At 57.2% G+C, this 24833-nt stretch carries 24 protein-coding genes; 3 read left to right on the plus strand and 21 right to left on the minus strand.

Translation table 11 applies throughout. The features are described from left to right. Positions 1–16: 16 nt before the first annotated feature. Positions 17–220, minus strand: coding sequence for a DNA-directed RNA polymerase subunit omega (gene rpoZ / locus DFG60_RS07485; protein WP_114571131.1), 204 nt, complete (start codon positions 218–220; stop codon positions 17–19). A 1-nt stretch (position 221) separates the two neighbouring features. Next, complete coding sequence (gene gmk / locus DFG60_RS07490) at positions 222–842, minus strand: guanylate kinase (protein WP_114571132.1); 621 nt, start codon at positions 840–842, stop codon at positions 222–224. Positions 843–1005: 163 nt separating this feature from the next. Here gmk and DFG60_RS07495 point away from each other — a divergent pair, with 163 nt between their 5' ends. Continuing rightward, positions 1006–2700 (plus strand): Rqc2 family fibronectin-binding protein, encoded by a 1695-nt coding sequence (locus DFG60_RS07495; RefSeq protein ID WP_114571133.1) that lies wholly within the window; start codon positions 1006–1008, stop codon positions 2698–2700. Positions 2701–2755: 55 nt separating this feature from the next. Here DFG60_RS07495 and DFG60_RS07500 read toward each other — a convergent pair whose 3' ends face one another. The 4 genes from DFG60_RS07500 to DFG60_RS07515 form a co-directional block, all read right to left on the minus strand. After that, positions 2756–3667 (minus strand): FUSC family protein, encoded by a 912-nt coding sequence (locus tag DFG60_RS07500; protein ID WP_114571134.1) that lies wholly within the window; start codon positions 3665–3667, stop codon positions 2756–2758. Further along, positions 3664–4548 (minus strand): hypothetical protein, encoded by an 885-nt coding sequence (locus tag DFG60_RS07505; protein ID WP_114571236.1) that lies wholly within the window; start codon positions 4546–4548, stop codon positions 3664–3666. The genes DFG60_RS07500 and DFG60_RS07505 overlap by 4 nt, the downstream gene beginning before the upstream one ends. A 148-nt stretch (positions 4549–4696) precedes the next feature. Then, a complete protein-coding gene (locus DFG60_RS07510) occupies positions 4697–5380 on the minus strand; it encodes a metal-dependent hydrolase (RefSeq protein WP_114571135.1) in 684 nt (227 codons plus the stop codon). 31 nt (positions 5381–5411) lie between these two features. Further along, positions 5412–5714: a winged helix-turn-helix transcriptional regulator gene (locus DFG60_RS07515; RefSeq protein ID WP_114571136.1), complete on the minus strand. Its 303-nt coding sequence runs from the start codon at positions 5712–5714 to the stop codon at positions 5412–5414. A gap of 99 nt (positions 5715–5813) precedes the next feature. Between DFG60_RS07515 and DFG60_RS07520 the strand changes: the two genes are divergently transcribed. Both DFG60_RS07520 and DFG60_RS07525 read left to right on the plus strand, forming a co-directional pair. Beyond that, on the plus strand, positions 5814–6305 hold the full coding sequence (locus tag DFG60_RS07520) for a lactoylglutathione lyase family protein (RefSeq protein ID WP_114571137.1): 492 nt from the start codon (positions 5814–5816) through the stop codon (positions 6303–6305). Between the two features lie 3 nt (positions 6306–6308). Continuing rightward, positions 6309–7283: a zinc-binding dehydrogenase gene (locus tag DFG60_RS07525; RefSeq protein WP_114571138.1), complete on the plus strand. Its 975-nt coding sequence runs from the start codon at positions 6309–6311 to the stop codon at positions 7281–7283. A gap of 55 nt (positions 7284–7338) precedes the next feature. On the opposite strand, the gene DFG60_RS07530 is transcribed toward DFG60_RS07525, so the two are convergent. The 15 genes from DFG60_RS07530 to ileS all read right to left on the minus strand — a co-directional run bounded on the left by DFG60_RS07530 (position 7339) and on the right by ileS (position 24829). Further along, positions 7339–8154 carry a GNAT family N-acetyltransferase gene (locus tag DFG60_RS07530; RefSeq protein ID WP_232818662.1) on the minus strand — a complete coding sequence of 272 codons (816 nt, stop codon included), beginning with the start codon at positions 8152–8154 and terminating at the stop codon, positions 7339–7341. Then, positions 8132–8869, minus strand: a complete 738-nt coding sequence (locus tag DFG60_RS07535) for a nucleotidyltransferase domain-containing protein (RefSeq protein ID WP_114571139.1) — start codon at positions 8867–8869, stop codon at positions 8132–8134. Before DFG60_RS07535 ends, DFG60_RS07530 begins: the two co-directional genes overlap by 23 nt. A gap of 80 nt (positions 8870–8949) precedes the next feature. Beyond that, entirely contained in the window at positions 8950–9582 is a 633-nt protein-coding gene (gene pyrE / locus DFG60_RS07540) for an orotate phosphoribosyltransferase (RefSeq protein WP_114571140.1), read from the minus strand. Continuing rightward, on the minus strand, positions 9582–10274 hold the full coding sequence (gene pyrF / locus DFG60_RS07545; RefSeq protein WP_114571141.1) for an orotidine-5'-phosphate decarboxylase: 693 nt from the start codon (positions 10272–10274) through the stop codon (positions 9582–9584). The genes pyrE and pyrF overlap by 1 nt, the downstream gene beginning before the upstream one ends. Next, entirely contained in the window at positions 10252–11178 is a 927-nt protein-coding gene (locus tag DFG60_RS07550) for a dihydroorotate dehydrogenase (RefSeq protein ID WP_114571142.1), read from the minus strand. Before DFG60_RS07550 ends, pyrF begins: the two co-directional genes overlap by 23 nt. After that, a complete protein-coding gene (locus DFG60_RS07555) occupies positions 11175–11903 on the minus strand; it encodes a dihydroorotate dehydrogenase electron transfer subunit (protein ID WP_114571143.1) in 729 nt (242 codons plus the stop codon). Before DFG60_RS07555 ends, DFG60_RS07550 begins: the two co-directional genes overlap by 4 nt. After that, on the minus strand, positions 11900–15100 hold the full coding sequence (gene carB, locus DFG60_RS07560; protein ID WP_114571144.1) for a carbamoyl-phosphate synthase large subunit: 3201 nt from the start codon (positions 15098–15100) through the stop codon (positions 11900–11902). Before carB ends, DFG60_RS07555 begins: the two co-directional genes overlap by 4 nt. Further along, a complete protein-coding gene (locus DFG60_RS07565) occupies positions 15097–16176 on the minus strand; it encodes a carbamoyl phosphate synthase small subunit (RefSeq protein WP_114571145.1) in 1080 nt (359 codons plus the stop codon). Before DFG60_RS07565 ends, carB begins: the two co-directional genes overlap by 4 nt. Then, positions 16169–17437 (minus strand): dihydroorotase, encoded by a 1269-nt coding sequence (locus DFG60_RS07570; protein ID WP_114571146.1) that lies wholly within the window; start codon positions 17435–17437, stop codon positions 16169–16171. The genes DFG60_RS07565 and DFG60_RS07570 overlap by 8 nt, the downstream gene beginning before the upstream one ends. Further along, positions 17434–18354, minus strand: coding sequence for an aspartate carbamoyltransferase catalytic subunit (locus tag DFG60_RS07575; RefSeq protein WP_114571238.1), 921 nt, complete (start codon positions 18352–18354; stop codon positions 17434–17436). Before DFG60_RS07575 ends, DFG60_RS07570 begins: the two co-directional genes overlap by 4 nt. 123 nt (positions 18355–18477) lie before the next feature. Further along, the gene (locus DFG60_RS07580; RefSeq protein WP_114571147.1) at positions 18478–19800 is read right to left on the minus strand and encodes a uracil-xanthine permease family protein; all 1323 of its coding nucleotides are present in this window, start codon (positions 19798–19800) and stop codon (positions 18478–18480) included. A 60-nt stretch (positions 19801–19860) separates the two neighbouring features. Next, on the minus strand, positions 19861–20388 hold the full coding sequence (pyrR, locus tag DFG60_RS07585) for a bifunctional pyr operon transcriptional regulator/uracil phosphoribosyltransferase PyrR (RefSeq protein ID WP_114571148.1): 528 nt from the start codon (positions 20386–20388) through the stop codon (positions 19861–19863). Between the two features lie 240 nt (positions 20389–20628). Beyond that, positions 20629–21543: an RluA family pseudouridine synthase gene (locus tag DFG60_RS07590; protein ID WP_114571149.1), complete on the minus strand. Its 915-nt coding sequence runs from the start codon at positions 21541–21543 to the stop codon at positions 20629–20631. Continuing rightward, complete coding sequence (gene lspA, locus DFG60_RS07595; RefSeq protein WP_114571150.1) at positions 21540–22016, minus strand: signal peptidase II; 477 nt, start codon at positions 22014–22016, stop codon at positions 21540–21542. Before lspA ends, DFG60_RS07590 begins: the two co-directional genes overlap by 4 nt. A 77-nt stretch (positions 22017–22093) precedes the next feature. After that, positions 22094–24829: an isoleucine--tRNA ligase gene (gene ileS, locus DFG60_RS07600; RefSeq protein WP_114571151.1), complete on the minus strand. Its 2736-nt coding sequence runs from the start codon at positions 24827–24829 to the stop codon at positions 22094–22096. Between the last annotated feature and the right edge of the window lie 4 nt (positions 24830–24833).

Here is a 24833-nt window from a genome sequence, read left to right on the forward strand (position 1 = left end):
AGTGGCTGCTTCTTGTTTAGTCTTGCGGCTGATTGACGACGATCACGTCTCCGAAGTAAAGCTCTTCTAGCGCCTTACCTACCGGTTTGAACGATCTCGGATTTGCAACCTTGACGCGTTTCCCGTCTTGGATCTGGCGTGCGCGTTTCGCTGCTACCGTCACGATCGTGTATTTCGAAGGAATCTTCTTCTGAAGCTCGTCTACTGATGGATATAACATGTTATTTGACCTCCATGGCTTTTTTATATAAGGAAGCGACGCGCTCCCGACTGCAGTGTTCAGCTGTGACGATTGCTTGGATACGGTCACATGCCTTCTTGATCTCGTCGTTCGTGACGACGTAATCATATGCGTCCATCATATCGATCTCTTCTTTTGCGACGAGAAGGCGCTGTTTGATGACTTCCTCTGATTCCGTCCCGCGTCCGACGAGGCGGTTGCGGAGCTCTTGCAGGCTCGGCGGTGCGAGGAACAGGAAAACGGCTTCCGGGAAATGTTCCTTGACCTGCATCGCACCCTGGACCTCGATCTCAAGGATGACATCCTTGCCTTCGTCAAGCATCTGGTTGACCCAGGCGACAGGCGTACCATAGTAATTGCCGACGAACTCTGCATGTTCGAGCAATTCGTTTCGTTCGATCATCAGTTCGAACTCTTCACGCGTCTTGAAAAAATAGTGTACGCCATCGATCTCACCTTCACGCGGTGAGCGAGTCGTGCACGAAACAGAATAATGCAGGTCGTTGTCGACGTCCTCACGAAGTGCACGGCAGACCGTACCCTTCCCGACGCCACTCGGACCTGATAAAACGAGCAGTAAACCACGTTCTTTGAAAATCACTCCAGAACCCCTCCATCTAACGAACTTCACATTGTTTCATATTAGCAGTAACGTTCGGAATTTCGCAAGTGGTCATTTCAAATCGACTGCTTAATCATACCATATTCTCGCTCTATCTGTTACCGTTAGAGTTGGGAAATCAGTATAGAAGGAAGTGAAGCACATGGCTTTCGATGGTTTAATGACGACACGTGTCGTCGGTGAGCTTCAGACGCTCGTCGGCGGCCGGATCAATAAGATCCACCAACCATATACGCTCGACCTGACGATGAGCGTACGCTCGGAGCGAAAAAATGTCACGCTCCTCGCTTCTGCGAACGCGATGTATGCCCGTCTTCATCTGACGGAGGAGACGACGAACAACCCGAGTGAACCGCCGATGTTCTGCATGATGCTCAGGAAACATCTCGAAGGCGGATTCATCGAATCGATCGAGCAGCTCGGGCGCGACCGGATCGTCCTGTTCCGAATCCGCTCCCGCAACGAGCTCGGAGACGAGGAAGCGAAGAAGCTCTACATCGAATTGATGGGTCGCCATTCGAACATCATCCTGACTGACGGGCAGGACCGGATACTCGATGCGATCAAGCATTTACCGCTCAGCCAGAACACCTACCGGACGATCATGCCGGGAATGACCTATCAGCTTCCCCCGCAACCGGACAAAGTCGATCCGCTGACCGGAGACATCGACCAGGCGCTGTCACGGATCGACTGGAATGCAGGCAAAATCGACCGGCAGCTGCTCGGGATCTTCAGCGGAATCTCGCCGCAGGTTGCCGAGGAAGTCGTCCATCGCGCGAAACTCGCGAACCGGACGAGCATCAAGCAATCACTCTCAGAAGTTCTCGACGAGCTCTCAGGACCATATCAGCTGCAGCGGCTCGCGAACGGGAAAGAGCGTTTCGCACCGGTCCGCCTGACCTCGGAAGACGTCACTGAGTCGAGGGAATATGCGACGAGCGGCAAGCTGCTCGATGCCTTCTTCCATGAGAAGGCGAACCGGGACCGCGTCAAACAACAGGCGGCCGACCTCGAACGATTTATCAAGAGCGAATATGAGAAGAACAAGCTGAAGCACACGAAGCTGATGCGTGATCTCGAAGCGACGGAAAAGGCCGACGAACTGCGCCATAAGGGCGAACTGTTGACGACCTATTCCTATCAGCTCACACGCGGGATGAAGGAGGCAAGTGTCGTCGATTACTACGATGAGGACGGCGGAGAAATCACGATCCAACTCGACCCCCGCTTCTCTCCGAACGAGAACGCCCAGCGCTACTACAAGCGCTACAACAAGCTGAAGACGGCGAAGATCGAGGTCGCGAAACAGATTGAGAAGAACGAAGCGGAAATCCAGTACTTCGAGACGTTGCTCTCCCAGCTAGACGTCGCCTCACCGAAGGATATCCAGGAGATGCGTGACGAACTCGTCGAGGGCGGCTATCTGCGCGAACGTTCGAAAAAGAAGAAAAAACCGACGACGCCCGTCCTCGAGGCATATGTCTCCTCGACCGGTATCCCGTTTTCCGTCGGGAAGAACAACAAACAGAACGACTTTGCGACTTTCAAGTTCGCCCGCCGTTCCGATACGTGGCTCCACACGAAAGACATTCCGGGTTCGCACGTCATCATCCAGCACGACGCACCGGATGAGACGACCTTGCTCGAAGCTGCGACCGTTGCCGCCTATTTCTCGAAGGCACGGTCGTCGAGCCAGGTACCTGTCGACTTCACGGAAGCCCGGTACGTCAAAAAGCCGAGTGGCGCAAAACCTGGCTTCGTCATCTATACGGATCAGACGACCGTCTATGTCAAACCGGACGCCGATCTCGTCCAGCGACTCAAAAAAGACTGACCTGAAATCGAAGATCACAAACAAACGCAGCCTCAGCGGGCTGCGTTTGTTTGGCTTATTTCATTTTTTCGAGTTGCTCCCTGTAGTCGAGCAGATGTCCCTGGATGATTTCAGCGACAGGCTGTTCCTCGTGCTGAAGGTCGAAGAGGGATCCCCCACGATTCTTCGAGTAGATGACATCGTAGTGATGGGCGAGCAGGAAATCGATTTCCTGTTCGAACTCCCTCTGCCGTTCAGGCGACAACGCCTCCTCCCGATGGCTCGCGAGACTCTCGAGCAACAGCAACAGCTTATCCTCAAGCGCGACGAGACGGCGCAAGTCGATGAAAGCCTCGCTCTGTCCGCTCGCGACAAGCGGATACTTCTCGTCCTCCTGCAGCATCAATACCATCTCTTCATGCTTGAGCACCTGTTTGCGGACTTCGAGCAATGCAGCATCATCCTTGATCAATGAGCGCCAGTCCTGCATCAGGCGCTCCGTCGTCTTCTTGACGAGCAGCATCAGCCGTTCTTCATAATGCGGCGGGAAGAAGACGTAGTTGACGGCTACAGCGGAAAGAACGCCTATGACCGTCAAAAGCGAACGGGTCAGCGCATAATGTACATAATCGTTCGTCGGGCTCTCGAACATGAGAACGATCGCAAAACCGGCGAACGTCGACATATCCGTCTTGCCGATCAGCGTATTGAAGGCGAGCGCGACGATGACGGCGAGGCCGATCGTCAGCGGATTCGCCCCTAAGGCTGCAACGACCATCAGTCCGCAGACTAGTCCAAGGATCGTTCCGAGAATCCGGTTGATGACCATCTTGAACGAACGATGGATGGTCGGTTGCATCGCGACGATCGCTGCGACGGCCCCGATCCCTGAATAAATCCCAACAACATACCAAGAGATGCCAAGCGCGACAGCTACAGCGATTCCGGTCTTGATCGTCCTCAGTCCCACTTTCAGACGCGGCATCATTTCAATGTCACCTCACCGACCTCACTCGTCACCTTGATTTCCGGTTTTTCTTGTTTCGACAGTTCATAGACGAGCTGCTCCTGCTCGGTCGTATCCTTCGTATACCGACTGTTCGTATTCACTTCTCCGCCTGTTTTCACAGTAACGGAACCGGCGGATTTCGTCGGCTCGAGCACGATCGGTCCATCGATCGTCTCGACATCGAGCGAGATTTTCGCCGTGAAGTCCGTCAGTTCGACTTTCGTTCCGAAAACCGTCGCCCTGACCGCGTCGAGTCTATCGATCGTCACGACGTCACCTCGTATGTCGAGTGTGTCACCATCCAGTTTGCCCATATCGATACGGGACGCCTCGATGCCGACTTTCTTCGCGTACAGCCCTTGACCTTTGACGCCTTCTGAGGTGACGTTGACTTTTGTCATGTAGCTCGGCAGCCCGATTTGAACGGAATATCTTCCTGGTTCCGTACTCGCCCTGCTTCCGAACCGGGCGGTCATTCCGTCTCTTCCCGTGACCGTCAGTCCGTCCCCGGAACTCATCACCTTCAGGCGTTTTCCGGAAGAAGCACTGTCGACGAGCTTGACCTGGACATTCCCGTCAGTGCTGCGTACGAACGTGACATCACCGTTCGGCACGTCAATACCAAGTGTGCGGTACCGATCTGTCGTCGTGTAAGACTCGCCTCGCGAAAGCAGCGTCGTGCTGAAGAACAGCATCCCGAGAAATAACAGTATGAGCACGGTGACCACCCCGCCGTAAAGGTAGGCCGGTCGTCTCATCGGTTCCCGCTGCTTGATTTTCGGCACCGGCACGCGTCCCATGCGCCTCTTCAATCGATTTTTCGGCCGCTTCCGCTCCTTCCGGCTCATCGCGTCTTCCATCTGCATCCCTCCGTCCATTTCCGTTCTCCATTATTTCGCCAGTCATCGTATTCTGTCAACTTCACTCATTTGAAGTATAGGGAAGATTACAGATGAACGAATCGGGCGCGAGAACGAAAAAAACGCCCGGAGGACGTTTTTCACTTGATCATATTTCGAATGACTCGCCAATGGCTAGCGGAATCCCCGTCTGTTCCTGAGACTTGAGGCGTTCACAGAAGGATTGCGGATCCTGCTTGATGAGCGGGAACGTATCGTAATGAATCGGCACGACCTTCTCGGCCTGGAGCATGTCGGCAGCGATCAGCGCGTCGTCCGGTCCCATCGTATAGTTGTCACCGATCGGCAGGAAGGCGACGTCGATGTCATGATACGTCCCGTAAAGGGCCATGTCGCCGAACAACGCCGTATCCCCTGCGTGATAGATCGTCTTGCCTTCGAGCATAAGCAGGAATCCGGCCGGCATGCCCATGTACGTGAAGCTGCCGTCGACATCGATGCTTGAGGAATGGAAAGCGATCGTCATCTTCACCTTGCCGAACGGGAACTCGAACTGTCCGCCGAGATTCATCCCGTGCGTCGACAGCCCTTTGTTACCTAAGTAAGAAGAGAGCTCGTGCGTCGCGATGATCGTCGCCCCGGTACGCTTCGCGATCGCCTCGGCGTCGAGCATATGGTCAGCATGCGCATGCGTCAGCAGGATATAATCTGCCGCCACCTCATCTGCCTTCACTTTCACAAGATCGTTTCCGCTGAAGAACGGGTCGATCAGGAGATGCGTGCCGTTCGTTTCGATCGCGACCGTCGATTGTCCATGGTACGTCAGTTTCATCTGATTTCCTCCTTATTTAAGGATCATTCCCTCAACATTTCCCGTCGCCCCAGGCGCATAAACCTTTCATGAGGGGCTGCAGCGTCTCACCCTCGGCCGTCAGCTCATATTCGACGTGCGGAGTCGTCCCGGGGAAGACGGTGCGCCTGACGATGCCGAGCCGTTCGAGTTCGCGCAACTGATCGGTCAACACCTTCCGGTTGATCCCGGAAATCGCGCGCTCGATCTCTGAAAAACGTTTAGCTCCGTCCTCGAGTGTGCAATAGACTTGTGGACGCCATTTTCCGCCGATGACTTCGAGCGTCCGGTTGACGGGAAATTCCTTCGTATCCATATCAGTTTTCCTCCGTTACTTTAAAGTGCGTACTTCCACCCGCATCATACAACAAGTTAGACTGATTTTTGAAATCAAATGCAAAAGGAGACGATCAACATGACTTATCCGCGCAGCTTTTCCCATATCGGGCTATCAGTACCGAATCTAGAAGAGGCCATCACCTTCTACACAGAGGTGATGGGCTGGTATACGATCATGGAACCGAGCGACGTCGCGCTCGACGACTCCCCGATCGGAGTCATGTGCCGCGACGTGTTCGGTGATTCGCTCGAGACGTTCCGGATCGCCCATCTGTCGACCGGGGACCGGATCGGGATCGAGTTGTTCGAATTCCCGAACAACGTGCGCCCGGAAAATAACTTCGAGTACTGGAAGACAGGCATCTTCCACTACTGCGTCCAGGATCCGGACATCGAAGGACTCGTCGAGAAAATCAAGTCGCACGGCGGAAAACAGCGAATGCCGATCCGCGAATATTATCCGGGAGACAAGCCTTACCGGATGGTATATTGTGAGGATCCGTTCGGAAACCTCGTCGAAATCTACTCACACGGATATGAACTGACCTATTCGGAAGGAGCGTATTAAACCATGAAAGCATGGTATATCAATTCACCTGGCCCAATCGAAAGCTGGCAGTTCGGGGAGCTCGAACGGCCGTCAGCTCAAGCAGGCGAGCTGCTCGTCCGCGTTCAAGCGGTCGCCCTCAATCCGGTCGACTACAAAGTGACTGCGAACGGCAATCCTGCCTGGCACTATCCCCATGTCCCTGGCGTCGATCTCGCAGGTACGGTCGAACTGGCCTCTCCCGACACCGGCTTCCAGATCGGCGACCGTGTCGCTGTCCATGCGTACCTCGCACGCGACGGTGCATTCGCCGAGTACGCCGTCGTCGACGCAAGAGCTGCTGGACGCATTCCTGACGCCGTCTCGTTCGAAGAAGCGTCAGCCATACTCTGTGCCGGCATGACGGCGTATCAGGCCGTCATTCAGGAGTTGAACACGACGGACAAGGAGACGATCCTGATCCACGCCGGTGCCGGCGGTGTCGGCGGTTTCGCGATTCAACTCGCAAAACGGCTCGGTCTGCGCGTCGCGACGACAGCCTCAGCCGCAAACCACGACTATGTGAAGAAGCTCGGAGCCGATCTCGCAATCGACTATTCGAAAGAGGATGTCACTGAACGCGTCCGTGAATGGACAGATGGACGCGGTGTCGACCTGATCCTCAATACCGTCGGACGTGACGAGGCGACTGCCGATCTCGGCCGTCTCGCCTTCTCCGGTCAGCTCGCCTTCATCGCCGGCGGACCGGATACCTCTGTCGTCAAACCGTTCACCCTCGCCCCGTCGATCCATGAGGTCGCACTCGGTGCGGCACATGCCTCTAAAGACGAGACGGCGATCCGGAATCTCGCGCGGATGGCGGAGCGATTGATGGAACTCGTCGCGGACGATGCGCTTGATCCGCTGATCGCAGAAGTCCTTCCGGCTGAACGTCTCGCTGAAGGATTGAAACAAGTACAGGGCAGGCACGTTCGCGGCAAGTTGATCGTGACATTCTGAAACAGAAACAAAAAAATCTGCTCCTTCTTAATGAAGGGCAGATTTTTTTGCTGCATCAGCGATATCGTTCTTTCTTCCGGTATTGAGACGAACGTCCGATGAGTTCATATCCAATCGCCTGATAGATTTTGTTCGACGTCGGATTCTTCCAGTCCGTATAAAGGGAGACGAGCGGGAAGCCTTTCTTCAGCATCTCCTCCGAGACCGCCGCGACGAGGAAGGACGCGAGTCCCTTTCCTCGTTGTCCAGGCGGCGTGTACACATAGGAGACGGTGACGCCGAACTTCGTCGGCCGTCCGACCGAAGTCATCGCGACGAGCCGAGGGCCGTCGAACAGACCGTAAAGCGTTCCGTCCTCGACATGCCTCCGAATCGACTGCTCGTTTTGCAGACGGCTGCGCACCGTCAGCGGGAGGACGTCGGTCTCCTCGATGAACGCCCAGCCGAACTGGATGGCCTGCTCGACGGCTTCTGTATCGATCAGTCGAAATTCATGATCGACCGGCTGAGGTGGAATGACTGCAGTCAGGGCATAGATGCCCTGATCCATATGGAGCTCGTATTTCGAATACGGTTCGATGATCGGTTCGACGACCGCATGTTCTCCGACGTATCCGTTCAAGTCGAGCATGCGGGAGAGCTTTCGCATCCCTTCCCTCGACAACGGCTCGCCAGCAAGGATCGCCTGCTCCTCGATCGTCTGCAGGATGACCAGACGCGCCTCTCCTTCCTCGGCGATCGCCATGAGAAGCGGTTCATCTCCCCGTTCGAGCACGCCGAGCGCGAGTTGATGCATCGCCGGCTTCCGCGCCAGGATCTTGATGGCGATTTCCTTGAATTGATCATAATCACGATAATGAGTCAGCGTCACGTTCAGCACCCTTTCCGATGGAGTAGCCCTCAAACAATCTGCCGCCGAACGGCAGGAGAAGGTCGTCGACCAGTCCGATCACCTGATCCTTTTCTCCCGCCGTATAGAAACGATCGAATGCACCTGTAAAGCGATCCGCGAGCTCAGACGAATATGCCCGAAGCGCACGCTCCATCCATTTCGAGGATCCGGTCCACTGGCCGTTCGCACGCAGGATGAATTCGCCCGCATGCCACATCAGGTCGCTTGCGACGAACAGTCCTTCCGAACGGCGTTGCGTCCCGATGAAATCCTCGAGCAGATCACTTACGATATATCTTTTTTGCGTAAGCATCTCGTCCGTCCATCTCGGGGGACCGGCACTCAGGACGAGCGTCGCCTCCGCCTTGATCCGGTGTAGCGCCTCGCTGTCCCGAATGACCCATCCCTCCGTGATCATCCGTGCCAGTGACGGCTTGGCTCGCTCCGTGTCGCTCTTGAAAAATGCAGTATAACTCTCCAAATTATGTACAAAAAGCTCGACGTCCCACCCGTCGAAACGGATGGAAGAGCGGTACGAGTCAGACAGACCTTCCTCGAATATGACGAGGTCGAGATCCGACGTCGCGGTCGCCTCCCCCCGAACGACACTTCCGGCGAGAAGTGCTCCGCTGCACATCGGGAACTGCTCTTCGATCAAACGCGCTGCCGCTTCAAGCGCTGGCAATCTTTCCACATGATTCCCTCCTCTTTTATGATTTCAGTGTAGCAAAAACGGGCCCCTTCCGACAGCACTTGTCGTATAGGACCCGTCACTTATTTCTTCGTCAAAAACCGTTCACTCCATGCTGCCGGGTCATCCGCCCATTCCGCGAGCGAATGATGTTGCTCGTCCGTCAGATCGCCTTCAGCAAGCGCCTCTGCGATCAGTTCGTCGAACGTCAGCAGAGCATTCGCTCCGACTTCGGCTTCTTTCAGATTCTCAAACAGCCTTGTCATCCCGTATGAGAAGATTGCCTCGATCGAGACGACGACAGCTCCCGCCCCCCGCAATGCAGAGACGGCGTCGAGGGCAGAGTTTCCTGTCGACAGCAGGTCCTCGATGACGACGACCTTGTCTCCCGGCTTGATCCTGCCTTCGATCTGATTGCCTTTGCCGTGCTTCTTCGCGCTGCCTCTGACGTAGACCATCGGCAGGCCGAGTCGTTCAGCGACGAACGCGGCGTGCGGGATGCCCGCTGTCGCCGTCCCCGCGACGATGTCTGCCTCAAGCAGTCTGATTCGTTCCGCCAAGCGGTCCGCGATCATGCCTCTCACTTCCGGATAGGACAGCGTCAAGCGGTTATCACAATAGATCGGGGAGCGGAGCCCGCTCGCCCAAGTATACGGCTCGTTCGGTGACAGGCTGACCGCCCCGATTTCAAGCAATTGTTTCGCGAGTGTCTTCATCAAACGTTTACCTCCCATTCTTTCATGATAGCGCTGTAGGCTTCGACCGGATCGAGTGCACGTGTGATCGGTCGGCCGACGACGAGGGTTTTCGCTCCGTTCTTACGGGCGATCGCAGGTGTCGCGATCCGCTTCTGATCGTCTGCTGCGTCTCCGGTCATCCGGATGCCGGGCGTGACGATCAAGAAGTCCTCCCCGCACGCTTCATGGACGATTTTTGCGTCGAGCGCCGAGCAAACGACGCCGTCGAGTCCCGCCAGCTTCGCCTGCTTCGCATAGGCTGTGATGACTTCGTGCATGCCTGCGTCGATCATCAGCTCCGTGAGCGTCGATTGCGTGCTCGACGTCAGCTGGGTGACTGCGATCAGCTTCGTCCGCGCACCAGCTTCCTCGAGCCCCTGCTTCGCGGCACGCATCATTTCAGTTCCGCCTGTTGCATGGACGTTCGTCAGGGCGACACCGAGCGACCCGATCACGCGCATCGTCCGCCTTGCCGTTTCCGGGATATCATGGACCTTCAAATCAAGGAAGACCTCATGTCCTTTTTCCGAAAGCTCGCGGACGAATGCCGCTCCCTCCTTGTAGTAGAGCTCCATCCCGACCTTCACGGCCGGCTTTTCGTCGCCGAACTTCGCAAGAAACGACTCGACCTCTGTTCTGTCCTGAAAATCAAGCGCGATGTAGATGTCCATGTGCTCTCCCCCTGATGTCCATGATGTGTTCGATTCCGAGCTCATCCATCCGCCCCGGAAGCGCTTCGATGATTTCCTTGCAGATGTAGGGATTGACGAAGTTCGCCGTTCCGACAGCGACGGCCGAAGCCCCCGCGTAGATCATCTCGAGGACGTCGTCCACCTCCATCACGCCTCCCATCCCGATGATCGGGATGTCGACCTCGCGTGAGACATCGTGAATCATCCGGACGGCGACCGGTTTGATCGATGGGCCGGACAGCCCGCCGATCCGGTTCGCGAGGATCGGCTGTCCCGTCCGGACGTCGATCCGCATCCCAATCAGCGTGTTGATCATCGTCAGCCCGTCTGCCCCGGCCGCCTCGACGGCTGTCGCCATCTCGACGATCGAAGTGACGTTCGGTGACAATTTGACATAGACCGGCTTCTCGGACACAGCCTTGACCCGGCGCGTCAGTTCTGACGCCATCACCGGATCCGTCCCGAACTGAAGACCGCCGCATTTGACGTTCGGACACGAGATATTGAGCTCGAGCGCCTTGACGACCGGACTTGCACTGATCATTCGCGCGACTTCGACATATTCTTCAGGTGTAGATCCAGCGACGTTCGCGATGATTTCCGTATCGTAGTTCGAAAGGAACGGCAACTTCTCTCCGAGGATCGCCTCGACCCCCGGGTTTTGGAGACCGATCGCGTTCAACATCCCCATCCCGCTCTCTGCGACACGCGGCGTCTTGTTTCCGAAACGCTCGTCTCGCGTCGCTGCCTTGATCATGATTCCGCCAAGTACAGACAGGTCATACAGCCCGGCGAACTCTTCTCCGAAACCGAAGCATCCGGAAGCCGGCATGATCGGGTTCTTCAGCGACAGCCCGGGCAATTCAACGTTCAGACGATTCATAGGATGACCTCCTCTGCCCGGAATACCGGACCGTCCGTGCACGTCTTGACATATCCTGACGGCGACGCACAGACGCAGGCGAAGCAGGCCCCGATCCCGCACCCCATCCGGTTCTCGATCGAGATGTACCGTTCCTTGATATCGAGGTGCTGAACGGAACGGAGCATCGCTTCAGGTCCGCACGCGAACAGGACGTCGACCCCTTCCGTCTCGATCGCTGCCGTGACGAAACCTTTCGTTCCTGCCGTCCCGTCGACCGTCGTGACGGTCGTCGGTCCGAGTGCCCGGAACGCGTCCTCGTAGAAGACGCTCTCCCCGGTATCGAAACCGAGCACCGCGCTGCAGCGCACGCCTCGTTCGACGAGCTTGCGCATCGCATAGTAGAGCGGCGGTACGCCGATCCCTCCCCCAACGAGGAGGACATGGTCCGCCTCGTCGACCGAATCGACAGGGAATCCGTTCCCGAGCGGACCGAGTGCGTCAAGCGTCATGCCTGGTTGCAAGCCGCTCAATTCTCCCGTCCCTTTCCCGACCTCCTTGAAGAGGAAGGTGATCTCATCGTCCCCAGCGTCCGCGATCGAGATCGGCCGTCTGAGCAACGGACCGACCTTCAAGTGCATGAAGCGTCCGGGTGCGATTTCCTGCCGCTCCGGCAGCCGGCAGACGAGCTCCGTCGCCCCTTTCGCGATCTTCCGGTTCGAAAGAATGGTCAACTGCTGGATCACCGGATCACCGCCTTCTTCATGTGCGAGAATGCCGGAATCGAGTTCGCTTCGAACGATAGGCTCTCGATGACACGCAGGAGTGCTTCCGCCGTGTCGAGCGACGTCAGGCAGACGACGTTGTTCTCTGCTGCTGCGCGCCGGATGATGAACCCGTCCTTAGTCGCGCGTGAATCGCGGCTCATCGTATTGATGACGTACTCGACTTCCGCGCTCTCGATGCACCCGAGCATCGAGTCCGCCTCACCGATCTTCCCGACAGTCTGGACAGTCAGTCCGGCAGCGGCGAGTACGTCCTTAGTTCCTTGCGTCGCGAGCAGACGGAATCCGAGCGTCGCGAATCGCATCGCAAGTCGCAATACTTCTTCCTTATCGCCGTCCGCGACCGTCAACAGAACGCTGCCGTGCCTTGGAATCGCCATCCCGGAAGCGAGCAGCCCTTTATAGAGCGCCTTCTCGAGCGTCCGGTCCGTCCCGATCACTTCCCCGGTCGACTTCATCTCAGGTCCGAGCGACGGATCGACTTCCTTGAGCTTCGCGAAGGAGAAGACGGGTACTTTGACCGAGACGATCTCGCTCTCAGGCAGAACGCCGCTCTCAAGTCCGTACGAGGCAAGCGTCTCGCCTAGGATGATGTTCGTCGCGAGCCGCGCGACAGGTAAACCTGTCACCTTCGAGATGAACGGTACCGTCCGGCTCGCGCGCGGGTTGACCTCGAGGACATACAAGGAGCCGTCCGCATAGACGAACTGGATGTTGAGCAGACCCTTGATCCGGAAGGCCTTCGCGATCCGTGTCGTATAGTCTGCGATGAGCGACTTGATGTCTTCCGGGACCCGTTGCGGCGGGTAGACGCCGATCGAATCTCCTGAATGGACGCCGGCCCGTTCGATGTGTTCCATGATGCCCGGAATGACGACGTCCGTCCCGTCGCAGATCGCGTCGACCTCGAGTTCCATTCCGGTCAGGTACCGGTCGACGAGGACCGGTCGCTCCGGAGAGGCGATGACCGCGTGCTTCATGTAATGTTCGAGTTCTTCGTCACTGTAGACGATTTCCATCGCGCGTCCCCCCAGGACATAGGATGGCCGGACGAGTACGGGGTAGCCGAGCCGGCTTGCGGCCTCGAGCGCTTCGCCGACCGTGACGGCCGTCTGACCCGGGGGTTGCGGAATCTGAAGATCGTTCAGTGCCGCCTCGAATTGTTTCCGGTCTTCCGCCCGGTCGAGGTCGTCAAGCGACGTCCCGAGAATTTTTACGCCCCTCGCTTCGAGTGACGCCGCGAGGTTGATCGCCGTCTGCCCGCCGAACTGGACGATCACGCCGATCGGCTGTTCGTTACGGATGACCTCCATGACATCCTCCGTCGTCAGCGGTTCGAAGTAGAGCCGGTCGGACACGGAGAAGTCGGTCGATACCGTCTCCGGATTATTGTTGACGATGATCGCTTCGTACCCCGCCTCCCGGATCGCCTGGATCGAGTGGACCGTCGCATAGTCGAACTCGACGCCTTGCCCGATCCGGATCGGTCCTGAACCGAGGACGAGGATCGACTGGCGTTCCGTCTTGACGGCCTCGTTCTCCGTCTCATATGTCCCGTAATAGTAAGGAGTGTCCGACGCGAACTCGGCTGCGCACGTGTCGACCATCTTGTAGACAGGACGGATTCCCTGCTCGAGACGCTGCCGTTCGATTTCGTCAGCCGTCGTCCCGCTGATCCGGGCGATCATCACATCGCTGAAGCCGAAGCGTTTCAATTCGAGCAAGCTCACTTCCTGACTCTCGACTTTCTGCTCGAGCCGATGGATGTTCGCGAGCTTCTCGAGGAAGAAGCGGTCGATCCCGGTCATCTCATGGAGTCTTTCGACCGTGTACCCTCTCATCAAGGCGGCGTAGAGGGCAAACAGCCGCTCGTCGGTCGGCGTCTTCACTTTTTCTTCGAGCAATGGAGCGTCGAGCGAGGCGAATGTCGGCATGTAAAGATCATGCGTACCGATTTCGAGCGATCGTACCGCCTTCAGCAGTGCCTCCTCGAGTGTCCGTCCGATGGCCATCACCTCGCCAGTCGCCTTCATCTGCGTGCCGAGCGTCCGGTCCGCCGTCTCGAACTTGTCGAACGGGAAGCGCGGAATCTTCGCGACGACATAGTCGAGCGCCGGTTCGAACGAGGCATAGCTCGTCTCGGTGATCGGGTTCTTCAGCTCTGACAAGGAGTAGCCGACGGCGATCTTCGCAGCGAGCTTCGCGATCGGGTAGCCGGTCGCCTTCGAGGCGAGCGCTGACGAACGCGAGACACGCGGATTGACCTCGATGACGTAGTACTGGAAGCTGTCCGGGTCGAGCGCGAACTGGATGTTGCAGCCGCCTTCGATCCCGAGCGCCCGGATGATGTCGAGCGAGACGTTGCGGAGCATCTGATAGTCACGGTCCGACAGCGTCTGTGTCGGCGCGAAGACGATCGAGTCCCCGGTATGGACACCGACCGGGTCGAAGTTCTCCATCGCGCAGACGATGATCGCCTGATCCGATGCATCCCGCATCACCTCATATTCGACCTCCTTCATGCCCGCGATCGATTTCTCGAGCAACACCTGACTGACCGGGCTCGCTTTGAGACCGCCTTCGACGATCCGCCGGAAATCCTCCGGCGTTTCCGCGATTCCGCCGCCCGTTCCGCCGAGCGTGTAAGCCGGGCGGATGATGATCGGCAATCCGATTCGCTCCTCGAATCGTTCCGCCTCTTCAAGTGAATGGACGATTTCGCTCTCCGGCACCGCGTGACCGAGCCGGTACATCAGTTTTCGGAATAAATCCCGGTCCTCCGCCTCCTCGATCGCGGAAAGCTTCGTCCCGAGCAGTTCGACACCGTATTCCTTCAAGACACCGAGCCGGTCGAGTTCGACCGCGAGATTGAGTCCCGTCTGTCCGCCAAGCGTCGCGAGAAGCGCGTCCGGCCGTTCCTTGCGGATGATCTGCGAGACGAATTCAGCTTGGAGCGGTTCGACGTAGACACGGTCCGCGACGGTCGGGTCCGTCATGATCGTCGCCGGATTCGAGTTGACGAGGATGACTTCGTACCCTTCCTCTTTCAAGGCGTGGCATGCCTGAGTCCCTGCATAATCGAATTCCGCTGCTTGGCCGATGACGATCGGGCCGGACCCGATCACGAGAATCTTCTGGATATCCTGTCGCTTAGTCATACGTTACCTCCTGTGTGAGTCAAAGTCATGAATTCATCGAACAGATCGTTCGCGTCCGTCGGCCCTGGTGAAGCCTCCGGATGATACTGGACCGAGAAGATCGGCAGCGTGGAGTGTTTGATTCCTTCGACTGTTCCGTCATTGATCGCGATATGCGTCACCTCAAGCGACTTACCGGGCAGCGACGTCTCATCGACCGCATATCCATGGTTCTGCGACGTGATGCTCACCTTGCCCGTCCGGATGTCCTTGACCGGGTGATTCGCACCCCTGTGTCCAAATGGGAGCTTGAACGTATCGGCGCCATGCGCCAGCGCGATCAGCTGGTGTCCGAGACAGATGCCGAAGATCGGTACTTTCGAAGACAACTCTTGAATGAGCGTCAAAGCGGACGGGACGTCCTTCGGGTCCCCCGGTCCGTTCGACAGCATGACACCGTTCGGCTCGTGCCGCAAGACGTCCTTCGCTGTCGCGTCATGCGGTACGATGACGACCTCACATCCCCGTCTGACGAGCTCGCGGGTGATGCCGAGCTTCGCGCCGAAATCGACGAGGACGATCCGCGGTCCTTCGCCCGGGATGATGACCGCGCTCTTCGTCGAGGCCCGCTCGACCTGGTCGCGCCGCTCTGGCGTCGCCACAATTGTTTCGAGTACTTCCTCAAGGACGAATTCTCCGTCGACGAGCATGCCGCGCATGACGCCTCTTGAGCGCAGGTGCCGCGTCAGCATCCGGGTATCGATCCCGGACAGTCCGGGAATGCCGAGTTCGTCGAGCGCTTCAGGCAGCGCCTTCGTCGAGCGGAAGTTCGATGGCGTCTCGCACACTTCGCGGACGATCAGGGCCTTCGCGAGCGGACGCGTCGTCTCGTAATCGTCCCGATTCACGCCGTAGTTGCCGATCAATGGGTTCGTCAGGACGATCATCTGGTCACAATAGGACGGGTCGGACAACATCTCCTGGTATCCTGTCATCCCCGTTTGGAAGACGACCTCCCCGACACCACTTGGTGATGCGCCGAACGCCTTTCCTTCGAATACCATTCCATCCTCGAGTATGAGTGTACGATTAGACATAGTTCTCCTCCTTGAAAGCGATTTTTCCGGCAACGAGCGTCAGGACCGGATGGCCTTTCAGCTGCCATCCGCCAAACGGCGTGTTCTTCCCCTTCGAGCGGAAGCGCGCCGGATCGACCGTTCGCACCGTCTCGGTGTCGACGAGGGTCAAGTCAGCCTGCGCCCCGACCTCGATCCGCCCGTAAGGCAGTCCGAAGACGCTCGCCGGGTCGATCGTCAGCCGGTTGATCAGCTGAGCGAGCGACACCTCCCCGTTCTCGACCAGTTCCGTATAGAGCAGCGGGAACGCCGTTTCGAAGCCTGTTATGCCGAAAGGTGCACGCTCCATGCCGAGCGCTTTCTCCTCGGCGGTATGCGGCGCGTGGTCGGTCGCGATGCAGTCGATCGTCCCGTCGAGCAGTCCTTCAAGGAGTGCCTCCCGGTCAGCCTTGCTCCGAAGCGGTGGATTCATCTTGAAATTCGGATCCATCCCTTTGATGTCGTCCTCGGTCAGGACGAGGTGGTGCGGTGTCACTTCCGCCGTGACGCGGATGCCCGCCCGCTTCGCGTCGCGGATGACGCGGACCGACTCCTTCGTCGAGACGTGGCAGACATGATAATGACACCCTGTCTCTTCCGCGATCAGGACGTCGCGTGCGATCTGGACGCTCTCGGCGAGGGACGGGATCCCTTTCAGCCCGTTCCGCTCACTGTACGCGCCTTCGTGTACGCATCCTTCCTTCAACGTATTGTCCTCACAGTGCGCCACGATCGCTTTGTCGAGTTTCTTCGCTGCGCGCATCGCCTCCCGCATCATGTGCGCACTCTGCACACCGACGCCGTCATCGGTGAAGGCGAAGGCATCCTTCAGCTTGTCAAACGCGACGAGTTCGGTTCCGAGCTGATTTTTCGAAATCGCCGCGTAAGGCAAAACCCGGACTGCCGCCGTCTCCTCGATCTTTGCGAAGAGCGCATCGAGTGTCTCCCGGTCGTCCGGGACAGGGCGCGTGTTCGGCATCGCGCAGACGGTCGTGAATCCTCCTGCTGCAGCTGCCTCCGTTCCCGTCTTGATCGTCTCCTTCTGCTCGCCGCCCGGCTCGCGGAGGTGGACATGGACATCGACGAATCCCGGCAACGTCAGGAATGATCCCGCCTCGATGACCTCATCGGATTCCTCAGGTTTTGCGTCGAGCGACGTGATGATGCCGTCCTCGATTCGAATGTCCGACTCCTTGAACGTGTTCCCATCGAACCACTTTGCATCCTTCAATCTCGTCTTCATCTGCTCGTCCCCATTTCCATCTCTTTTTTCATTCTCATCGCCCGCTCAAGAATCGCCATCCGTGCGTAGACACCGTTCGTCATCTGTTCGAAGATGCGGGACTTCGGATACTCGACGAGTTCGCTTGCGATCTCGACCCCGCGGTTGATCGGTGCCGGGTGCATGACGATGGCGTGATCCTTCAGCTTGCCGTAGCGCGCGATCGTCAAGCCGTGGGCCGCGTGATAGTCACCCGGATCGAACGCCATCGTTCCGTCGTGGCGCTCGTGCTGGACGCGAAGCAGCATCAAGACGTCCGCTTCGACTGCGTCATCGATACCGACATGCTCGATACCGAGCGTCGGATCGGCCCAGTCGACCGGACCTGAACCGACCACCCGTGCCCCGAGTCGTTTCAGCGCATCGACGTTCGAACGCGCCACCCGGCTGTGAGCGAGGTCTCCGCAGATCGCGACGGTCAGCCCGGTGAACTGCCCGAACGTCTCGCGGATCGTCATCAGGTCGAGCAGCGATTGGGATGGATGTTGACCGCTTCCATCTCCCCCGTTGATGAGCGGAATGTTCAATTCGTTCTGCAGTTGTTCATAGTAACCGGTCTCCCCGTGGCGGACGACGAGCATGTCGACCCCGATCGCCTCGAGTGTCCGGCAAGTGTCCGCGAGCGTCTCCCCCTTCTGGACGGAGGAGGTGGAGACGTCGAACGGGATTTCCTTCATGCGAAGCCGGTGCTCCGCCATCTGGAACGAGCACTTCGTCCGGGTCGAGTTCTCGAAGAACAGGTTCGCGACCGTCATGTCTGACAAATCCATCGCTCTTGCTCCATGTTTCAGTTCGATGGCCCGGTCGATCAATTCGATGATCTCAATCGTCTCGAACATTTCAAGTGTCAAAAAATTGGCTTTCGTCTTCGTCTTCATCATCTTCCACTCCTTTTTCGGCCGCAAAAAAGCGCACCTTCTTCGTGAAGGTGCGCTGAAGCAGACGGATGCATGATCCGTCTTCCTAAAGGGCCTCCACTTTATCGTCCTCTCTGGAACGATTTAAAAGTCGTTAGCTGCTTTCTCGTATGAAGTTGATTTCGTTTCCTCGACTTCCGGCTGCTCCTCCTGCTTCGTCTTCGGCAGGATGAGGTTGAGCAGGATCCCGAGGACGGTCGCGAGCGCCATTCCCTGAAGGGCGAACCCGTTGATATCGACTGCGGCATTCCCGATCCCGATGACGAGGATGACTGCTGAAATCGTCAAGTTGCGTTTATCCGCGAGATCGACCTTGTTCTCGACGAGCGTCCGGAGACCGTTCGAGGCGATGACCCCGAAGAGCAGGATGCTGATTCCGCCCATGACCGGTGTCGGGACCGTCTTGATCAAACCTTCTACATAACCGAGGAATCCGAAGCTGATCGCGAGTACCGCTGCGCCGCCAAGGACATAGACGCTGTAGACGCGTGTGATCGCCATGACGCCGTTGTTCTCACCGTAAGTCGTCACTGGCGGCCCGCCGAGAGCGGAAGCAATCGCTTTTGCGACACCGTCGCCGAGGACCGTCTTATGCATCCCAGGATCACGGAGCGTCTCGCGCCCGATGATGCGGGATGTGATGAGCTGTTCACCGATATGCTCCGTCAGCGTCACGAGTGTGACCGGGACGATCAACAGGAGTGCGGCGACGTTCAAGTCCGGCGTGTAGTCGACGAACGGGATCGTGAAGTCCGGGACATGGAAGAACGTGGCTTCCTTCAGCGGAGCGAATGAGATGATGCCTGCGACAGCTGCCGCGATGTATCCGCCGATCAGTCCGAACAGGATCGGCACCGTGCTCCACATTCCTTTGAAGTACGTCATCGCGAGGAGCGTCACGGCGAGCGTGATGAGCGCGACAGTCATGAACGTTCCGTTGTAGTTTCCTTCCGCGTCATTCATCGCCATGTTGACCGCGGTCGGAGCGAGCGACAGTCCGATGACCATGATGACCGGGCCGATGACGACCGGCGGCAGGAGCTTCATCAGCCAGTCGACGCCGGTGAACGTGATGATGAGTGAGATGATGCCGTAGACGAGACCGGCGGCGATCCCGCCGATCAGTGCGTCCTCGACGCCCCATTTCTGGCTGACGGCGATGATCGGTGCGATGTAGGCGAAGCTCGATCCGAGATATGTCGGCACTTTGAAGCGTGTGATCAGGAGGAACGCGAGTGTTCCGACGCCGCTCGCGACGAGTGCGACCGATGTGTTGAGTCCGGTCAGCAGCGGGACGAGCACCGTCGCTCCGAACATCGCGAAGACGTGCTGAAGGCTTAACATCAGCCATTGGAGTGGATTTCCTGGCATTTGGTTGACATCGAGTACGGGTTGGATACGTTTCATTTTTTCAACTTCCTTCCTGGTCTCTCTGGACCACGTTAAAGGTATTTTTTCAAATCATTTTTACCGTTTGATGAAGACCTGATCAGTGCCGTCGACTTCTGACAGTTCGACGACGACCTGTTCCGTCCGTGACGTCGGGACGTTCTTGCCGATGAAATCCGGGCGGATCGGCAGCTCGCGGTGACCTCGGTCGACGAGGACCGCAAGCTGGATCATGCTCGGGCGACCGTGATCGACGAGCGCGTCCATCGCAGCCCGGACGGTACGTCCCGTGTAGAGGACGTCGTCGACGAGGACGACGATCTTCTCCGTTACGGACTCAGGCATCTCCGACCCCTTGATTTCCGGCTCGAGCGTCTTCTTCGACAGGTCGTCGCGGTACATCGAGATGTCGACGACGCCAAGTGCGACCGGCTTCTGCTCGATTTCTTCGATCCGTTTCGCAAGGCGCCGTGCGAGAGTCTCACCCCGCGTCTTGATTCCGACGATCATCAAGTCTTCGATGCCTTTGTTCCGCTCGATGATTTCGTGGGCGATGCGTGTCAGCGCACGGCTGATCGCCGCTGCGTCCAAGATGGTGGATGACATGGTTTTCCTCCTTTCCATGAAAAAACCTCTCCAGCGTCAGCAGGAGAGGTTTGTTGAAGACATCGTGTCAGAGGCGGACGGAATCCACCTTTCATTCACATATTGAATCGTCTCCCTTTTGCGCCTCTCTGGACCCAGTTAAAGGTGTACTATTGGTAGGATCGCCGCTCGGGCGACCGAATGTAGTCCGGTGTCTCGCACCGGTTCTACGTGTTACTCTACAGTTTTCTCAGTAAAACGTCAAGACTCGATTTCGAGTTTTTTCATCTGGCTGATCTCAAACGTCATCTCTTCCGGAAGCGGTGCCTCGAATTCGAGCCATTCGCCCGTGCGCGGATGTTCGAAGCCTAGCAACGCTGCATGCAGGGCCTGCCCGTTCATCTTCATCGTCTTGCGCGGACCATATTTCGGGTCCCCCGCAAGCGGGAATCCGATATAGCGCATGTGGACACGGATCTGATGCGTACGTCCCGTCTCGAGCTGGCATTCGACGAGCGTAAACCCGACGTAACGGTCCATGACACGGAAATGAGTCACAGCCGATTTCGAATTTTTCTCGGTGACGGTCATCCGCTGACGATCATTCTTGTCGCGCCCGATCGGCGCATCGACTGTTCCGAGCTCATGCGGAATCTCTCCGTGGACGAGTGCGATGTATTGACGCTTCGTCGTCTTGTCCTTGAGCTGCTGAGCGAGCGACTCATGCGCGAGATCGTTCTTCGCGACCATCAAAAGGCCTGACGTATCCTTATCGATGCGGTGGACGATTCCAGGACGCTTGACGCCATTGATGCCTGAGAGGTCCTTGCAGTGGTGCAGAAGCGCATTGACGAGCGTACCTGAGACGTGTCCTGCAGCCGGATGGACGACCATCCCTTTCGGCTTGTTGACGACGATAACGTCGCTGTCCTCGTAGACGACTTCGAGCGGGATGTCCTCTGGCATGATTTCGAGTTCTACAGCTTCCGGCACCTGGACTTTGACCGTCTCTTGTCCTGACAGCTTATAGTTCGGCTTGACGACGCGGCCATCCGCTTCGACGAGGCCTTCCTTCAACCAGTCCTGGACTTGTGAGCGTGACCAGTCTTCCTGTTCTGAGAGCCATTTGTCGATCCGGCCAGTCGCACCGTTCGCTTGAAAAATAAATTCATTCATTGAGTATTCGTTCCTTTCTTAGTGAGGCGCTCCTCGAAGAGGACGCTTACGAGCATGAAGATGACACCGAACGTCAGACAGACGTCCGCCACGTTGAAAATCGGGAAATTGTACCCGAACGGGAAAAAGTGGAAGAAATCGACCACTTCCCCGCGTGTGAAACGATCGATGAAGTTTCCGATCGCTCCCGCGAGCAAAAGTGCGATGCTCCAAGCGAACAGTCGATTCTTCGTTCCTTCTTTGTATAAAAAATAGATCAGCGCGATGACGACGACGACCGTCACGACGAAGAAGAAGCCGAACTTCCCTTCGAGCATCCCCCAAGCAGCGCCACGGTTGCGGTATGAGTTGAGATAAAAGAAATTCGAGATGATCTCGATGGGCTGACCGATCGTCAGTTCCTTGACGACGATCCACTTCGTCAACTGATCGAGTCCGACGAAAAGAGCAGCAATCACAAGGTAGAGCCACATATCTGATTTCCTCCAAGTCGACAAAAATATGGAAGGACGGCCGCGAAGTCGCATGCAGCCGTCCTCCATCTTATTCATTATAGTGAATTGACCACTTCAGTACAACGTGGGCAAAGCGTCGGATGATTTTCGTCCGTTCCGTTCTCAGTCGTGTACGTCCAGCAGCGGTCACATTTCTCTCCGTCTGCTTTTAGGACCGTGATGCTCGTCGTATCGAACTCGCGTTCCGCCTGCTCGACGAATTCGACTTGTGATACTTGCAGAAGCTGTGCGATGTTGTCGATCGAAGAGAGCAATTCCTTCGTCTCCGCCTTCGGTGCGAGCTGCAGCTTCGCCTCGAGCGATTTACCGACGATTTTCTCGGCGCGTGCATCCTCGAGCGCTTTCAAGACATCGTCGCGGAAGACGAGGAACTTGTTCCACTTCGCGATGAGTGCGAGGTCTTCTTCCGTCAGCTCACGTGCTTCCGGCATATCCGTCAGGAAGATACTCGCATCCGTTGCTCCCGGTACGAAAACAAAAGCTTCGTCCGCCGTGTGCGGCAGGATCGGTGCCATCAGCTTAAGCAGACTGACAACCGTGTCGTACATGACGGTCTGGACCGCGCGGCGCTCTTTAGCGTCCGCTTTGTCGATGTAGAGAATGTCCTTCGTGTAATCGAGATAGTAAGATGACAGGTCGAGGACGCAGAAGTTGTGAAGCAACTGATAGACGCCCATGAAGTCGTAACCGTCGTATGCCGTCTTGACCTTAGAGACGAGCTGGTCGAGCTTGACGCGCATGTAGCGGTCCGTCTCCGGCAAGTCCTCGAACGCGACACGGTGCGATCCGACATCGAACTGATCGAGATTCCCAAGGAGGAAGCGGACCGTGTTGCGGATTTTACGGTACGATTCAGAGACTTGTTTGAAATTGTCGAACGACGCCCGGACATCGGACTGATAGTCGACAGAAGCGACCCACAGACGAAGAATCTCCGCACCGAACTGCTCCATGATCTGGATCGGTGCGATCGTGTTGCCGATCGATTTCGACATCTTGCGTCCTTCACCGTCGAGTACGAATCCGTGGCTGACGACGGCTTTGTAAGGTGCTTTTCCAGTCGTCGCGACCGAAGTCGAGAGCGACGAGTTGAACCAGCCGCGATATTGGTCCGATCCTTCGAGATAAAGATCAGCCGGACGCTCGAGCTCTGGACGTGTCGCAAGTACGCCTGCATGCGATGAACCGGAATCGAACCAGACGTCCATGATGTCCGTCTCCTTCTTGAAGACGCCATTCGGGCTGCCAGGATGAGTGAACCCTTCCGGAAGCAAGTCCTTCGCTTCCCGCTCGTACCAGACGTTTGACCCGTGCTCACCGAACAGATTCGCGATATGCTCGATCGTCTCCGGCGTGATGATTTCCGTGCCGTCTTCCGCGTAGAAGATCGGAAGCGGAACGCCCCACGCGCGCTGACGCGAGATGACCCAGTCGCCGCGATCCTTGAACATGTTATAGAGGCGCGTCTCGCCCCACTCCGGAAGCCACTTCACTTGCTTGATCTCTTCAAGGATCGTCTCGCGGAAGTCCTTGATCGAGGCGAACCATTGCGGCGTCGCGCGGAAGATGACCGGCTTCTTCGTCCGCCAGTCATGCGGGTAGGAGTGCTTGATGAACGAGATCTTGAGGAGCGCGCCGGCTGCTTCGAGCGCCTGGCCGATTTCCTTGTTCGCGTCCTCGTAGAAGAGTCCTTCGAATCCTGGCGCTTCCGCCGTCATGACACCTTTGTCGTCGACAGGGCAGAGAACGTCGAGACCGTACGTCTGACCGACACGGAAGTCGTCTTCCCCATGACCCGGCGCCGTATGGACGCAACCTGTCGCTTCGGCCGTGACGTGATCGCCGAGGATGACGAGCGAGTCCCGGTCGTAGAGCGGATGTTTCGTCACGATGTACTCGAGCTCCGCCCCTGGGAATGTCCCGTCGACCATAGCATCTTCCCATCCGAGGGCAGCAGTGACTTCACCGACGAGCGATTCAGCGACGATGTAGCCTTTTCCGTCATGGCGGATGCGGGCGTACGTCAATTCAGGACTGACTGCGATCCCGAGGTTCGCAGGGATCGTCCAAGGAGTCGTCGTCCAGATCACGAAGTGGTCCGTCGGTTCGAGCTTCCCTTTGCCGTCCGTCACTTGGAAAGCGACGTAGATCGCAGGTGAACGTTTGTCCTGATACTCGATCTCGGCTTCAGCGAGAGCCGATTCAGAAGAAGGTGACCAGTAGACCGGTTTTTTCCCTTTATAGATGTATCCTTTGTTCGCCATGTCGCCGAACAAGCGGATCTGAGCCGCTTCGAACTCCGGCTGCAGCGTGATGTACGGATTCTCATAGTCGCCAAGCAACCCGAGACGTTTGAACTGCTCGCGCTGGTGATCGACCTGCTCGAGTGCATACTTCGCGCAAAGCTCCCGGAACTCAGCGACCGTCATCGTCTTCCGGTCAACCCCCGCCTTTTGGAGAGCCGTTTCGATCGGCAGACCGTGCGTGTCCCATCCCGGTACGTACGGTGAACGGAAACCATTCATCGACTTGTAGCGGACGATCATGTCCTTCAGTACCTTGTTCAATCCGTGGCCCATGTGGATGTCGCCGTTCGCGTATGGCGGACCGTCGTGCAGGACGAACAGCGGTCTTCCTTCGTTCTTCTTCTGTACGGCAGCATACAAGTCGAGCTCCTCCCAGCGTTCCTGGAAGCCAGGTTCACGTTTTGGAAGGTTGCCTCGCATCAAAAATTCTGTTTTTGGCATCAAAAGCGTATCTTTATACTCCATCTGA

Source organism: Exiguobacterium flavidum (genome assembly GCF_003344535.1).
Taxonomy (GTDB): domain Bacteria; phylum Bacillota; class Bacilli; order Exiguobacteriales; family Exiguobacteriaceae; genus Exiguobacterium_A; species Exiguobacterium_A flavidum.